The sequence below is a fragment of the Acinetobacter sp. BIGb0102 genome, assembly GCF_003815055.1.
Lineage (GTDB): Bacteria > Pseudomonadota > Gammaproteobacteria > Pseudomonadales > Moraxellaceae > Acinetobacter > Acinetobacter vivianii.
The window spans coordinates 1-14094 of sequence record NZ_RKQE01000004.1; the positions used below are offsets into that span (position 1 = coordinate 1).

Below are 14094 nucleotides of genomic sequence, written 5' to 3' on the forward strand. Positions count from 1 at the left end.
AGGCTGTAATCTCGTTGTGTTCTTTTAACTATTGTTTTCATTACACTCTCCAAATTTAAGTTTAGAAAGTGTCAACCTTATCTAGGACGAGACAACTTCAATAAAAAAGCCGATCCTTCTCGATCGGCTTTTTTAATTCTGGATCATTCCAATCAGCTACTTGCTTTCGCATTAAGTTCTGATGATTCAACCAAATGACTCGGCAAGCCAAAGATATGGTCAAAAAAGTAATTATAAACAAAGGTATAACATGGGATCAGTACCATCAAACTAAAGTCCAGCAAGAATGCTTTGACTAAACTGATTTGCATCCACCATGCGATCAATGGAATCAAAATCATGACCAGCACAATCTGGAATCCAATCGCATGCGCAACACGTCTCAACACGGTACGCTTTTTCGACGTTTGAGTTTTTTCCCACATCTCAAACACGTAGTTATAAAAAAAGTTCACTGTTACGGCGATGACCGCAATTAAAATCGACAAAGGCCCTGTATGGCTAATGGTGGTACCTGAAAGTACTGCCAGCACCATTGCACAGATAAAAAAGCTAAAAACTTCATAGAAAAAGACGTATGTGACTCTTCTCTTGGTTCCTTGCATTACAACACCTTGAAATAAATAATGAGTGGATTTTACGCCTTAATTTTGATAAAAAAAGTCAATCGTTATCAGTGCAGCTGACAAGTGAATTAAAATGAAATTGACCAGTGAACAACTTGAACTGATTCTTGAAATTATTGATCGTGGTAATTTTTCGGCGGCTGCCCGAGCACTGAATCGGGTTCCTTCCGCAGTCAGTATGGCGATTGCCAATTTAGAGGCAGAATTAAATTTAAAATTATTTGAACGCAGTAAAAACCATCTTGCTCCCACTGAAATTGCTTTGTCCATCGAACCCCATGCCCGATTGATTGTGACTAAATTGCGCCAGCTGGAAATGCATTTAACTGAACTTTCAACAGGACTGGAAACCCGTATTGCGATTGGGATCGCAGCGGACATCAACCAGAAGCTGCTCTTGGCTGGTATTGAGCGTCTGATGCAGCGTTATCCACTTCTGGATATTGAAATGGTCAGTGCGCCCCAACAAGAATTAAAAGCACGTTTACATCAAAATGAAATTGATCTTTATATTGCCTATAGCTCATCCGAACTCGACCTGAATGAACGATTCCGACTGCTCGGAACTGAAAAATTTGTCGCGGCGGTTTCCCCGAAAGATGCACAACAGCTTAAGGACAATAATAAAAATGAACTCACCATGCTCTCTGAACTCAGACAGATTATTGTGGCAAGCAAACACTATCCCCTTCCAGATAGTCGCGTTCTGGTTTCTGATTCCTGCTGGTATACCGATAGTTTATTTATGGCGATTAATATGGTGGAACAAGGTTTCGGATGGGGCAATTTTCCGCTCTCGATCGTGCAAGAGCATTTTGCAAAAGGCAGTTTGATTCGACTGGAATTTCGTGACACCACCAATCGACTGGATATGCCGATCCATGCAATCTGGCCGAGCCACAAACCTTTAAGTCAAACGACTCAGATGCTCATCGAACTCTGGACAAAAGAAATCAATATCGAATAAAAAAAGCCCGACATCCTGTCGGGCTTTTTCGTATTCCTTTCACTAGGTACAACTCCTGTCATACCTCACGTCCTGATGCCTGAACTTATCATTTTTGTTTTATGTTCTGGAACTTCCTGTTCCTGATGAGTTCATATTAGGCAATTCAGCCTAGGTTGAAAATGGGACATTTCCTCTAATCAGCGTAAGCAATAACGTACATCTGCTTGCTCGCATCTCATTTTTTCAATTAGTCATAATATAAAAGATGATGCAAATACTTCTCTAATCTCCTGCCAAATCAGCCTGCTGCGATATCACCTGCACTCCCATATAGCTGTCATAACTTTGCGCCAATAGACAAATCATCACAAAGGCAACTAAGGTCAAAATCTGCTTTTTCATTCTCATCATTTGCTCCCTCATTCAAGCATCTATGAAAAAGGTATAAGATTTTTCCCATCTCATCTAATATAGAAAAAACCAGCACTGATCTAATTTTGAGATATGTGGACATTAAAACAATTTAACTATCTAATCACGATTGTAGAAACGGGCGGTTTCATTGCCGCCTCAGAAAAGCTGTTTATTGCCCAATCTGCCCTCAGCAGGCAAATTAAAAATTTAGAAGAAGAACTAGGCTTTGAAATTTTTGATCGGTCCGAGAAAAAAATTAAACTGACCACTGCGGGAGAAGCACTGTATAAAAGTTTAAAAACCAATATTGATCATTTAAAAAGTTCAATTGTTAGCGCCCAAAGTATCAGTCGGGGTGAAGGCAGAATTATTAAAATTGCCCATTCCAGCAGTATCGTACTTGACCACAATAAACTCGAAATCTTCAAGCAGCTCTGTGATACCCATAACATTGATATTGAGATGAATACCTTATCATCCGAGTTACAACTCGAATATTTATTGAATGGCAGCATTGATCTGGGCTTTATCCGCCCACCGATTTACCACAACTTAAATGACGTGAATGCCATCAGTTTATATACCGCCCCTTTATATGTTGCTGCACATATTTCAGACCCATTTTTAAGTGAAAAAGAACGGATTTCGATACGGGAATTAGCGTCATTGGATTTTGTTTCTGTGCCCCATAAAGCGCGTGGTGGCTTAAGTTATTTGGCTGCCAATTTATGTCTGGTCAATGGATTTACGCCAAAACGAAGTAGAATTTATTCAAGAAAAAGATCTCAACTTGAGCTGGTTGCCAATGGCTTTGGAATTTGTATTGTGCCTGAAGAGTTTAAAGTGATTCTGCCCAGCAATGTCAGGCTTATCCCAATTCAAGATGAAAATACGCTGAGTGAGGTCAAACTGATTTGGAAAAAGGACAATGATCTGATCGTGAATAGCTGTGCTGATGCGATCCATGCTTATTACAGCACCAAGCAAATGAACTAAACGACTGACGGTGTTTCAGCTCAAATGAAAAAAGCCCGACATCCTGTCGGGCTTTTTCGTATTTCGTTACTAGGTGCAACTCCTGTTGTACCTCACGTCCTGATGCTCAAACTTATCATTCTTGTTTTATGTTTTGGAACTTCCTGTTCCTGATGAGTTCATATTAGGTAATTTGGTTTAGGTTGAAAATGGGACATTGCCGTTAGTGGATGTAAGCAAAAGCGTACATAGTTTTTATGTTATTCATTAAATGAAAATTTCACCTTCTAGATATATGTGACACTCTCCCGCGATCTCTATGCGGTCATTCTCAAGTAACTTGCAATACAGTACTCCACCTCGTTTTGATGCTTGATAGGCAATAATATCTTCCTTTTTAAGTCGCGACTGCCAAAGTGGTATTAACGAGGTATGCAACGAACCTGTTACAGGATCCTCATCTATTCCCATAGAAGGCGTGAAATAACGGGAAACGATATCAAACCCACTCATTTTTCCCTCTGTGGCATCATTTAAAGCAGTAATTGCAACACGTCGCCCACCCAGAGTTTTGATTAAATCAAAATTAGGGTATTCATTTAAAACAGCCTCTGTATTTTGATAGATCACGATATAAGCCTGTGGATTGATATATACCTCGGCAATGTCTTGGGACAAGCTCTCTTTTAATGCTTGAGGAATCTGTTCCATTCGACTTGGGATCTGTACAGGAAAGTTCATTTTGATCCTGCCATTTGCACCGCGAGTGATGAAAAACTCACCCAAGTTCACCACATGAAATACCAACGATTCAATTTCAGGTTGATTTTTAAAAATAATAAAACTGGTTGCTAAAGTGCCATAACCACAAAACTGCACTTCTTGTACCGGTGAAAACCATTTAATTTCATAGTTTTGATCATCAATTTTCCTAGCAAAACTGGTCTCAGATAAATTATTTTCTAATGCTATATTCTGCATTAAACATTCATCCAGCCACTCTTCCAAAAGAACAACCGCAGCAGGATTTCCTTTAAACAACTGATCACTAAATGCATCAACTTGATAAATTTTCATTCTAAACAACTATAAATTTTTCCAATAAGATACTCTTCATTACGAGTAATAACGTATATTTTTGATATGCAAAAATTGCTCATTTAAGATTTTTGGATTTAAAGCTATAAAAAATCAAAATCTGCTTTAGATAAAAACTGGCTAATCTTATTTTCTCATCGCTGTATCATCTCCGTTCAAGATTTGATTAAAAAGACAGCTAAAATGCAATTTTCGATTCTTGTCAGTATGTTTATCTTTTCGTTAAGCATGTCCATTTCACCTGGGCCAATTAATATTACAATTCTTTCAACCAGCTTAATTCACGGTTTTAAGAAAACGCTCCCCTTTATCTCAGGCGCAACGCTCGGCTTTACCTTACTATTGATAATTTTAGGCTTTGGTTTTAGTCAAACGATTAGTCATCATCCTATTTTTTTCAAAATACTAGAATGTACAGGTGCTTTATTTATTTTTTATATTGGTCAGAAAATTATGTTTTCTAAACCAGAGATTGAAGTTGTAAAAAATATCTCTGTTGCCAGTTTTACAGATGGTTTTCTATTACAGTGGCTCAACCCTAAAGCATGGATTGCATGTCTTTCAGGTATATCTTTATTTTCCTCACCAATCAGTTATTCCCCCCTTATTCTATTTATTCTTATTTATTTCTTTATTTGCTATATTTCTTTAATTCTGTGGGGCATTTCTGGCCACCAATTATCCAAAATATTCACTAACACCTCCAATATCAAAATTTTAAATTTTTTAATGGGTGGATCTCTCATCCTTTTTGCAATTTATATGTTACTTAAGATATTTTTGGATTAAATGATTCATATATTTTTTTAATTAAAGCATGGGCAATTCCATTCATCGGAATATTGGCGGGCCAAACCGCATAGACACTTAAAGGTTCAAGCTTCCACGCTGGTAAAACTTGTACAACTTTCTGTTGCTCAATGTCTAACTGAGTCAAGTAATCAGGTGGTGCAGCCAATCCTGCATTCAATTTTACCAATTGATAGGAAGCCTCAACATTATTTACATAAATATTGGGCTGATATGAAATTTCTATTTCTTCTTGAGTATCTACATTCCTTAAAATTCTATTATTTTTTCTCATGCTCAACCCTATCCACTTCATATTCATCAAGTCTTTAGGATGATTAATACTTGGATATCGTTTTAAAAAATCAGGGCTTGCAACAATACTGCGAGCTAAAGGAAATAGATATTTCGCTTTAAATGAGCTATCTGGTAATTCACCAATTCGAAAAGCAATATCAACATTATCAGCAATGAGATCTGTCCGGCTATCATCGCAAGTGATATACAAGGTTAAATCCTTATACGCTTCACAAAATGTTGTAATACATTGCATAAAATCTCCATGAATAAAGACTGCAGGGATCGAGATATGAAGCTGTGTTTTTTTAATAATAGAGCGTTGCTTAAAATCTAAAATTCCTGATTCATATGTTACTAACATGGCCTGAGCCGTATCTAGAAGCTTCTGACCATCATGTGTTAAGGTCATTTTCCTTGTATTTCTATAAAATAAAGCACACTCTAAATTTTTTTCTAGTTTTGTTAGATGTAAACTCACAGTCGCAACAGATAATCCTAAGGCTTTAGCGCCTTTGGAAATTGATCCAAACTCAGCAATTTTCGCAAAAATAATTAAATATCTTATATCTTCAATCATATTTATCTACGGAGAATAATTTTCTAAGATCAAAATATAATCATACATGCATAGGATTTCAAAATGACTTTTTTCTCACTATCAAAAACCCAGCAATAAGTGCACAAACAGCTAAAACAAGACCTAAGTTCTGAACAAAACCTGCTATAGCCAACATCACACCCAGTAATAAATAGTAGGTCAATCCCAATATTGCGCCAGCTGTTCCTGCATATTGCCGATAATCAGTTAATGCAGTACTAAGTACATTTGGAATAACAATACTATAAGCAATCACAATCCCCATCATCGGGGCTAAAAACCAGATAGAGTCCTGTAAAATAAAGACTAACATACTAGATAATAAGGCGAGCAGACACGTATATCGAATTAACCCTTCAATCTTCCAGCCTTTCATTAACATCCTGCGATTGAGAAAACTCCCCAATAAACAAGAAATAGCCAACACTCCTCCTGTCCAGCCAAATTCACGTGCGCCCCAACCCAATCGCTCAAACAGAAATGGAGCAAGACTGTAATAGCTAAAAATCATTGTGTTGAACAATGAAATTAACACAGCACTTTTCCAGATTCCTAAATCCTTTAACATAACGGAACCCAGTTTAAATAGCGCTGGCTTCGCCATTGTTTGTGGACGAGTTTCGGGTAGCACCACCACTGTAAGTATAAATAAGCATATAGCTAAGATTGCCAATCCAATAAAAACACCAATATGTCCATAAAAAGAAACGATCCAGCCACCACTCATTAAACCAAAGACCGGACTGATGGCGAGTGCAGCTCCCAATACAGAAAATACACGTGCCAAAGCATTTGACTCATAGCTATCGCGTAAGATCGTTTGCACTACAACTGATCCAGCAGCAGCACCTAAGGCTGCAACCATACGAGCCAGCAACAGGATATTAAAATCAGTTGTAAATATTGCCAGCACTGCACCGCATGCATAACAGACTAATCCCAAAAGCATTGCTGGGCGGCGGCCGATCCAATCGCTTAACCAGCCCCATAATACGACACCGATGGCAAAAGCAAAGAAATATACGGAAAGCGTTTGAGAGCTTTGTTCATGACTCACATGAAATGACGAGGCAATACTCGGTAAAGCAGGGCTATAAATCGTTTCTACCAGTTGTGGAAACATGATTAATAAAATTAATAACCATAACGGTGGCTGTTTCTTAATTTGCACAATTTTTGACTACTGACTGAGTTCCGCCTATTGTTGTGAAAATGAATTCGTCTGATTACAATAATTCAGACTCAAAATATAAAAAAATGGACAAGATGGCGAAAATCAGCCCCACAACCTGCTTTAATGCCGATCATTTTCATCTCCCTGTGGTGGGTATCGCTGCAGATATGCCTGTACATGACTCGGGACAGCACAGTCATGAACGACATCAACTCCTGTTTTCTGCAGCAGGCTGTATTACGATCGAAATGGAGACAAAGATTTATTTACTTCCTCCCGGACGGGCAGCATGGATACCAGCAGGTGTGTTACATCGTGCAATAATGCGCGGGGTGATTGCCTATCGCTCTTTATACTTCTCAATGGATTTACCCCTGAAACAAATTCCACTACAGATTTTTGCGGTTAATCCACTTTTGTTTGAAGTGATTGAACGAATGGCATTTTGGCCTTGGGATATGTCTGCGAAATCTCAAAACAGTCTTTTGACCGTATTTATGGAAGAATTAAACACGGCACCAAAAGAAAACTGGGGATTATTATTTCCGCAAGATCGTCGCTTATCGATCTGGATAGAGCGTATTCGTCAAGGTGAATTGCCCTTACGGTTAAATATATTTGCGCAACAAGCTGGTGCTTGTGAACGCACCATTAGCCGAATATTTATAAAAGAAACAGGGATGAATTATCAAAACTGGCGTCAGCAATGGCGACTATTGAAAGCCATCGAAAGGTTAGCTGAAAATGAAAGTATCAGTGAGATTGCTCAAGCGCTAGAATTTAGCAGTGACAGTGCATTTATCGCTTTTTTCCGTCAACATACGGGCGTGACACCCACCTGCTATACCTCATAACAAAGCCACAAACTGAATGATCCAACAAATAAAAAGCCCCTCAAATTGCTTTGAGAGGCTTTTTATTTTTGAGCACAAAACAACTTAAACCGAATGACCTAAACGCTCACCCATCACCACAGTTGAATTGGCCTTGAATTGCTCTTCCCAGACCATTTTATCTTTTTCAAATAAAATTACAGCGGTTGAGCCAAGATAGAAGCGACCTAATTCCGCGCCTTTATCCAATTGCATTTGATGATGTTGCAATTCAACACGACCCGTCGGTTTGACCTTACCCGTTGCGACTGTTTCAATACCAGCAACAATCATTGCACCCACCAGAACCACCGCCATACGACCAAGTTCGGTATCAAATAAGCAGACCATACGCTCATTACGCGCAAACAAGCCCGGTACATTCTCAGCAGTCACTTGATTGACCGAGAATAATTCGCCTGGAATATATAAAGTTTCGGTCAATGTACCGGCCAAAGGCATATGCACACGGTGATAATCTTTAGGTGATAAATAAACCGTAGCAAATTGCCCTTCATGGAAAGGCTTCGCCAACTGCGGATCACCAATCAATTTTTCCACTGAAAAACTTTGGCCTTTGGCCTGAAAAATATCACCCGCTTCAATTTTACCAAGCTGTGAAATCGCACCATCCGCAGGACAAACAATACTATCCGCTTGTTCATCAATACCGCGTATACCTTCTTTGAGTGCACGGGTAAAAAATTCATTAAAAGATTTATAATGTTGCGCATTGCTTTGTTCCGCAATACTCATATCAATCCCATATTTTGCTTTAAATGCCTGAATAACAGCAGTTTTTACCAAGAGATTTTCACTTGCGGCAACCTTGCCAATCACACGGCTGAGTTGATGTTGCGGCACAAGATTTTGTGCTTTGATAAATAATTGTTTTTTTAAATCTGCTGCAAAACTCACAACGGTGACTCTCCTGAAATAATAGGACTATCGAGGCGATTGCCCCATTCGCTCCACGCACCATCATAGGCTTTAACTTGCCAGTTCAGCAATCTTGCCAAAATATACGCCAAGCCCGAACGATGGTGAGACTGACAGTACACCACCACAGGTTGTTGTAAATTAAAGCCTAATTGTTCTAAACGTTGTTGTGTGCGTTCAAGCGGGTGTAATTTTAGATGATTTTCACGATTAAGGGCAGTACTCCACTCAAAATGTAACGCATTTGGGATGTGACCGCCGCGTCGCGCAGCTAAACGTAGACCTGTATATTCATCATTACTGCGGCAGTCCCACAGTTGAATATTCTGTTCTTCGACTTGCTTCAACAATTCCTGATATTCGACCCGATATTGCTGAACGGTGTCTAAATCAATCTGCAACAGATCCGTAATGGGTTTCACTGGATCGACTTCAGCCGTCGTCGGCAATCCCGCGCCCAACCAGCCATGAATCCCACCATTAATCAGACTGGTATGATGAAAACCCAGACAATGTAAATTCCAGATTAATCGCCCAGCCCAAGCACCACCTTCATCGTCATACACCACCACATGATGTTGCGGTGAAATATTTAGCTTCTCAATTAAAGCCTGTAATCCTTCTAGATCAGGTAACACGCCACTGGCTTGTTCTTGTTGTGCAACCAGATATTTCGGTTGTAAATGAATCGCATGGGGAATATGCAGTTGTTCATAAACCGATGCCCGGCTTAAATCGACAATACGAATTCGCTCATGTCCTAAATAGGGTACGAGTTGTTCAGGTTCAATCAGTAAACCCAGTTTAAAATCTACATCAGTCATTGTTATGCTGTTTTGTCATCCGCCTTATGAATAATTTTAGCATAGCCGACTTTTTATCTTTGTCTGATTTTTTGCATTCATTTAGCAGAAAAGGAGATATACAGATAAATGAATGTCCATAAAACGCGTCAAATTTAATATGACCTATCGCATGTAATGGGATACTCGAAAACGTCATCCACAACCTGCGCAATATTTACAAGATATTGTTTCTGCGAAAGATAAAATAGTAGAAGGAAATGAACAGGTTTTGTGGATGACAATGGTTTTGCCTACTTTTCCCGAAAGAAAAGTAGGTCGAACCGAAGGTTTATCCAGATATTTCAATAATGCTCGGTAAGATACCGTGATCACTACTCTCTAAATCAGTTTGCTTAAAGACTAACTTTCATTTTCTTCAATCTCAAATACCTGACGCAAATACGCTAAGAACGTATCATTATCAGTCATCGTTTTTCCTGGACTATCCGAAATCTTCGCCACCGACTGACGATTACACTCCACCAGCTTCAACACAATATTCAAAGGCTTCTGCCCCATATCATTGGTCAAATTGGTGCCAATACCAAAGCTCACCTGAAAACGGTCTTTAAAATATTGATGCAATAACCATGCTTTTTCCAGATTCAGCCCATCACTAAAGGTCAACATCTTGGTTTTGGTATCAATCTTGAGTTTACGATAATGCTCAGCCGCCTTATCTCCCCACTCATACGGGTCACCACTGTCATGACGTAAACCATCAAACAGCTTGGCAAAATACAAATCAAAATCGCGTAAGAATGCATCCATGCCGACCACGTCAGTCAAGGCAATCCCGAGGTCACCCCGATATTCTTGTACCCAAGCTTCTAAAGCAGCCTTCTGGAAATTACGCAAACGTACATCAAGGGCCTGAAAAGCTTGCAGGAATTCATGTGCCATGGTTCCAATCGGGCTAATCCCCAACTGTTTCGCCAACAGCACATTACTGGTACCACGAAATACCTTTGGTGCCGCAGTATGAAATGCTTGCACTACATGTTTTTGCCATTCAAAGCTATAGCGACGGCGTGTCCCAAAATCAGACACTAAAAATGGAGGTTCATTCTCTTGTTGTTCTTGTGCGTAATGTTGTAGTTGCACCAGTTTTTGCTGTAAACGACGTTCGCCTTCTGCCAGAACCTCATCACTACGAATACGGCGGAAATACAGTTCATTGACAATCGCCAGGACAAAGATCTCAAACATCATCGCCTGAACCATTGGCCCTTCAATGCGAATATCGAGACGACCCGCCTCATCAATACTGGCTTGAATAAAACGACGTTTTAACTGGAAGAGTTCTAGATAATCAACAAAATCACTTTTAATAAAGCGTAACGAACGCAGATATTGCAGCTCATCTTCAGCAAAGCGCAATTCACATAGCCAGTCGAGCTGCTGATTCAAGTCATCCAGAATTTCAACGAGCGGATAAACTGTATCTTCGAGGTTTCGACAACGGAATAGATACACACTATGCGTTTGTGGAAACTGATGTAACACCACCTGCAACATGGTGAATTTATATAAGTCGGTATCAAGTAAAGATTGAATAATTGGTGTAGACATGACTGACTAAGATCTATTCTCGTTCAAGCATTAAAGCACACTTTTGCACAGAAATGAGTCTGTCGATTGCAATGGATGATTTTTCACGAAAATAAACCATTGGCAGCTTTTTAAATTCAATGTGTTAGCTAAACCAGATACTATTTTTCTGATAATGGCTGGATTTCTTTTAAACGTTGTTGCTGACCAAATTGTAGCGCAAATTGTTCTGCCGTGAGTTGACCTGTTTTGGCAGCATTGACATCACAATCCACCTGACGCAACTGCTTGGCAATACTCCACTCGGCTTTCACGATTGCACCCATCAGTGCGGTATGCCCTCGTTTGTCTCGGAGACAACGATTGGCACCTTGTTGCAGCAACAGTTTGACGGCATCTTTCTGACCGTAATAACTCGCCATCATTAAAGCGCTATAGCCAGATTGATCCTGAATATCAATCGGAAAACCATGCTTTAAAAACTCTTGCAGGACTTCAATATTTCCCACTTTAGCCGCCGAGAAAAACAGCTCAATGACTTCTGCTGAACCATTGTCCTGTGAAGATGGCACTGCGGCAAAGACCGAAGTCCCCACACTGCTGCAAAGCAAGCACGCAGCAAACAAGATCGAACGTAAATGGATCATGAGCATTCCTCAAAAATCTGAACAAGGAGTGCCTGTAACACTCGCCCTAGGTGCAGGAAAGGCTATTGAGGTTACAGGACTTTCTGGGGGTAACATTCAGGCACCTGTTACCACATCAATAAAGCGTTTATTCGTCTTTCAACTGAGCTGCTTTGTTCTGTACATTTTTAAGATTTACGCCCACAGCCTTGGCCAGACGCGTTCCATAATCGGCATCCGCCTTATAGAAGTAAGAGACCATAATGGTTTTGGTTTCTACATCTTTAACTTGGCCTAAATCAGCGGCAAGGTTACGAATCAGGTCATTCTTTTCCAATGCTGAATAACTGCGATATACATCACCAGCTTGTTTAAATGGCTGCTGTTTCTGAATCGCCTGTTGCATGACGCTACCTTGCAACGGCGTTGCTACTGCACGCGCAATCTCAGTTGATGGCTTCGGCTCAATCGTACTTGGTTCATAATTCACATGAGACTCCGTTTGTCCCATATTCATGAAGCCTTCCTGATTATTGTTGTTCACCGCCACACGCGGACGGTTCACTGGAATTTGCTGGTGATTGGCGCCCAAACGATACAACTGTGTATCTGAATAAGAGAAAATACGACCTTGTAATAAACGGTCTTCCGATGGCTCAATACCTGGAATTAGATTGCCAGGCGCAAATGCTGACTGTTCTGTTTCCTGGAAGAAATTCTTCGGCATACGATTCAGCGTCAAGGTCCCGACTTTCATTTCAGGGACTAGCTCATTCGGCCAGATTTTGGTTGCATCTAATGGATTGAAATCAAATTTATCTAAGTCTTTTGGATCAAGTACCTGAATGTATAAGTCCCATTTCGGATAGTTTCCAGCATAGACATTTTTATACATATCATTGGTCAAGTGGCTCCAGTCACGGCCCTGTACTTCTCGTACCTGATCTAGATTCAGACCTTTTACCCCTTGCTTAGAACGCCAGTTAAATTTGACGTACTTATATTCACCCTTGTCGTTGTATAACTTGAATGCATGCACGCCAAAGCCATCCAATGTACGGTAGCTTTCAGGTGTGCCCAAGTTTGAATAGACATAGGTCAACATATTGATCGACCACGGCTGGCTTTTTAAGAAATCAAAAATGCGGTTCGGATCCTGAACATTGGTCACAGGGTCAGGCTTCATCGCATGTACAAAGTCAGGAAACTTGATCGCGTCTCGGATAAAGAATACAGGCAAGTTATTCCCGACCAGATCCCAGTTCCCTTGCTGGGTATAAAACTTCACAGCAAAGCCATGTGGATCACGTGCAGTTTCAGGTGAACCTTTCGGATGAATCACCGTAGAAAAACGAACAAATACAGGTGTAGTCGTACCTGCCTTAAACATAGAAGCGACGGTTAAATCAGACAAATCTTTTGTTGCGACGAAATCACCGTATACGCCTGTACCACGTGCATGTACCACACGTTCAGGAATACGCTCACGGCCAAAACGCTGTAATTTTTGAATAAGCTGCACATCTTGCAATAAGGTTGCACCATTTGCGCCAGCTGTGGTTGAGTTCTGGTTGTCACCGACAGGTGCACCATTGTCTTTTGTTAGAGGAGCTGCATACGCGGTACCTAACGTTGCTGCCATTATTGTGAATAAAAACGTTCGTTTAAACATACTATTAAATCCCAAATCAAATACCTTTCCTGCACGGGGACTATACAAAGATTTTAACAATAGATAAAAAAGATAATTTTAATAAAACAAATCGAAAAATAAGATCAAGCATTCGGAGGCTCTATTTTGCACCCCGCTGTACGGTCACTAAATCTGCTAGACTGCACAACTGACTGAACATTTAATCTTTAATTCTTATGCGCGCACTAATTCAACGCGTCCTCGAAGCGAAAGTGGTGGTTGAGGGCGAAACTACAGGTGAGATTCAACACGGCTTACTGGTATTTTTAGGTCTGGGTAAAGAAGATACTTTAGAGAAAGGCCAGAAGCTGATTGATAAAATTCTGAAATACCGAATTTTTGATGATGAACAAGGCAAAATGGGCTGGAATGTCAGCCAAGCAAATGGCGGGATCTTATTGGTCTCTCAATTTACCTTGATGGCACAAACGCAAAAAGGCTTACGCCCAGACTTTGGTCCAGCGATGCCACCAGCCGAAGCCAAAGCACTTTATGAACAGCTAGTGGAATATGCCCGCCAACAATTCAATAATGTGCAAACAGGAATTTTTGCAGCAGATATGAAAATTCATTTAATTAATGATGGGCCAGTGACCTTTAATCTGGACATTGAATAATTCAAGCACATAAAAAAACTCCCGATTT

General features: G+C 40.1%; 15 protein-coding genes. 5 read left to right on the forward strand and 10 right to left on the reverse strand.

Going from position 1 to position 14094, the window contains the following annotated elements:
* Nucleotides 1-152: 152 nt before the first annotated feature.
* The gene (locus EC846_RS01900; protein WP_123773915.1) at nucleotides 153-605 is read right to left on the reverse strand and encodes a PACE efflux transporter; all 453 of its coding nucleotides are present in this window, start codon (nucleotides 603-605) and stop codon (nucleotides 153-155) included.
* 94 nt (nucleotides 606-699) lie between these two features.
* On the opposite strand from EC846_RS01900, the gene EC846_RS01905 reads away from it, so the two are divergent.
* Complete coding sequence (locus tag EC846_RS01905) at nucleotides 700-1593, forward strand: LysR family transcriptional regulator (protein ID WP_047429945.1); 894 nt, start codon at nucleotides 700-702, stop codon at nucleotides 1591-1593.
* 264 nt (nucleotides 1594-1857) lie between these two features.
* On the opposite strand, the gene EC846_RS18540 is transcribed toward EC846_RS01905, so the two are convergent.
* The gene (locus tag EC846_RS18540; protein WP_265936685.1) at nucleotides 1858-1986 is read right to left on the reverse strand and encodes a hypothetical protein; all 129 of its coding nucleotides are present in this window, start codon (nucleotides 1984-1986) and stop codon (nucleotides 1858-1860) included.
* A 93-nt stretch (nucleotides 1987-2079) separates the two neighbouring features.
* Between EC846_RS18540 and EC846_RS01910 the strand changes: the two genes are divergently transcribed.
* Nucleotides 2080-2985, forward strand: a complete 906-nt coding sequence (locus tag EC846_RS01910) for a LysR family transcriptional regulator (RefSeq protein WP_123773917.1) — start codon at nucleotides 2080-2082, stop codon at nucleotides 2983-2985.
* Nucleotides 2986-3231: 246 nt separating this feature from the next.
* On the opposite strand, the gene EC846_RS01915 is transcribed toward EC846_RS01910, so the two are convergent.
* On the reverse strand, nucleotides 3232-4041 hold the full coding sequence (locus EC846_RS01915) for a PhzF family phenazine biosynthesis protein (protein WP_123773918.1): 810 nt from the start codon (nucleotides 4039-4041) through the stop codon (nucleotides 3232-3234).
* A gap of 204 nt (nucleotides 4042-4245) precedes the next feature.
* Between EC846_RS01915 and EC846_RS01920 the strand changes: the two genes are divergently transcribed.
* Nucleotides 4246-4851 (forward strand): LysE family translocator, encoded by a 606-nt coding sequence (locus tag EC846_RS01920; protein WP_123773920.1) that lies wholly within the window; start codon nucleotides 4246-4248, stop codon nucleotides 4849-4851.
* On the opposite strand, the gene EC846_RS01925 is transcribed toward EC846_RS01920, so the two are convergent.
* Both EC846_RS01925 and EC846_RS01930 read right to left on the reverse strand, forming a co-directional pair.
* Nucleotides 4832-5728, reverse strand: a complete 897-nt coding sequence (locus tag EC846_RS01925) for a LysR family transcriptional regulator (RefSeq protein WP_123773922.1) — start codon at nucleotides 5726-5728, stop codon at nucleotides 4832-4834. The genes EC846_RS01920 and EC846_RS01925 overlap by 20 nt on opposite strands.
* 58 nt (nucleotides 5729-5786) lie before the next feature.
* Nucleotides 5787-6920 (reverse strand): multidrug effflux MFS transporter, encoded by a 1134-nt coding sequence (locus tag EC846_RS01930; RefSeq protein ID WP_123773924.1) that lies wholly within the window; start codon nucleotides 6918-6920, stop codon nucleotides 5787-5789.
* Between the two features lie 95 nt (nucleotides 6921-7015).
* Between EC846_RS01930 and EC846_RS01935 the strand changes: the two genes are divergently transcribed.
* Complete coding sequence (locus tag EC846_RS01935; protein WP_171409966.1) at nucleotides 7016-7777, forward strand: AraC family transcriptional regulator; 762 nt, start codon at nucleotides 7016-7018, stop codon at nucleotides 7775-7777.
* 84 nt (nucleotides 7778-7861) lie between these two features.
* Here the strand turns inward: EC846_RS01935 and asd are convergent, their stop codons facing one another.
* The 5 genes from asd to EC846_RS01965 all read right to left on the reverse strand — a co-directional run bounded on the left by asd (nucleotide 7862) and on the right by EC846_RS01965 (nucleotide 13428).
* Nucleotides 7862-8713, reverse strand: coding sequence for an archaetidylserine decarboxylase (gene asd, locus EC846_RS01940; RefSeq protein WP_123773928.1), 852 nt, complete (start codon nucleotides 8711-8713; stop codon nucleotides 7862-7864).
* Entirely contained in the window at nucleotides 8710-9558 is an 849-nt protein-coding gene (locus tag EC846_RS01945) for a sulfurtransferase (protein ID WP_123773930.1), read from the reverse strand. The genes asd and EC846_RS01945 overlap by 4 nt, the downstream gene beginning before the upstream one ends.
* Before the next feature lie 381 nt (nucleotides 9559-9939).
* A complete protein-coding gene (pncB, locus tag EC846_RS01955) occupies nucleotides 9940-11151 on the reverse strand; it encodes a nicotinate phosphoribosyltransferase (protein ID WP_123773932.1) in 1212 nt (403 codons plus the stop codon).
* 140 nt (nucleotides 11152-11291) lie between these two features.
* Nucleotides 11292-11777, reverse strand: coding sequence for an ankyrin repeat domain-containing protein (locus EC846_RS01960; RefSeq protein ID WP_123773934.1), 486 nt, complete (start codon nucleotides 11775-11777; stop codon nucleotides 11292-11294).
* Nucleotides 11778-11904: 127 nt separating this feature from the next.
* A complete protein-coding gene (locus tag EC846_RS01965) occupies nucleotides 11905-13428 on the reverse strand; it encodes a catalase (RefSeq protein ID WP_123773936.1) in 1524 nt (507 codons plus the stop codon).
* A 197-nt stretch (nucleotides 13429-13625) separates the two neighbouring features.
* Between EC846_RS01965 and dtd the strand changes: the two genes are divergently transcribed.
* Nucleotides 13626-14066, forward strand: coding sequence for a D-aminoacyl-tRNA deacylase (gene dtd, locus EC846_RS01970; RefSeq protein ID WP_123773938.1), 441 nt, complete (start codon nucleotides 13626-13628; stop codon nucleotides 14064-14066).
* Nucleotides 14067-14094 lie beyond the last annotated feature (28 nt).

Excerpts from the sequence above, each read along its gene's own strand:
- EC846_RS01900 (WP_123773915.1), bottom strand. The coding sequence starts at position 605 with ATGCAAGGAACCAAGAGAAGAGTCACATACGTCTTTTTCTATGAAGTT.
- EC846_RS01905 (WP_047429945.1), top strand. The coding sequence starts at position 700 with ATGAAATTGACCAGTGAACAACTTGAACTGATTCTTGAAATTATTGAT.
- EC846_RS18540 (WP_265936685.1), bottom strand. The coding sequence starts at position 1,986 with ATGATGAGAATGAAAAAGCAGATTTTGACCTTAGTTGCCTTTGTGATG.
- EC846_RS01910 (WP_123773917.1), top strand. The coding sequence starts at position 2,080 with ATGTGGACATTAAAACAATTTAACTATCTAATCACGATTGTAGAAACG.
- EC846_RS01915 (WP_123773918.1), bottom strand. The coding sequence starts at position 4,041 with ATGAAAATTTATCAAGTTGATGCATTTAGTGATCAGTTGTTTAAAGGA.
- EC846_RS01920 (WP_123773920.1), top strand. The coding sequence starts at position 4,246 with ATGCAATTTTCGATTCTTGTCAGTATGTTTATCTTTTCGTTAAGCATG.
- EC846_RS01925 (WP_123773922.1), bottom strand. The coding sequence starts at position 5,728 with ATGATTGAAGATATAAGATATTTAATTATTTTTGCGAAAATTGCTGAG.
- EC846_RS01935 (WP_171409966.1), top strand. The coding sequence starts at position 7,016 with ATGGCGAAAATCAGCCCCACAACCTGCTTTAATGCCGATCATTTTCAT.
- EC846_RS01945 (WP_123773930.1), bottom strand. The coding sequence starts at position 9,558 with ATGACTGATGTAGATTTTAAACTGGGTTTACTGATTGAACCTGAACAA.
- pncB (WP_123773932.1), bottom strand. The coding sequence starts at position 11,151 with ATGTCTACACCAATTATTCAATCTTTACTTGATACCGACTTATATAAA.
- EC846_RS01960 (WP_123773934.1), bottom strand. The coding sequence starts at position 11,777 with ATGATCCATTTACGTTCGATCTTGTTTGCTGCGTGCTTGCTTTGCAGC.
- EC846_RS01965 (WP_123773936.1), bottom strand. The coding sequence starts at position 13,428 with ATGTTTAAACGAACGTTTTTATTCACAATAATGGCAGCAACGTTAGGT.
- dtd (WP_123773938.1), top strand. The coding sequence starts at position 13,626 with ATGCGCGCACTAATTCAACGCGTCCTCGAAGCGAAAGTGGTGGTTGAG.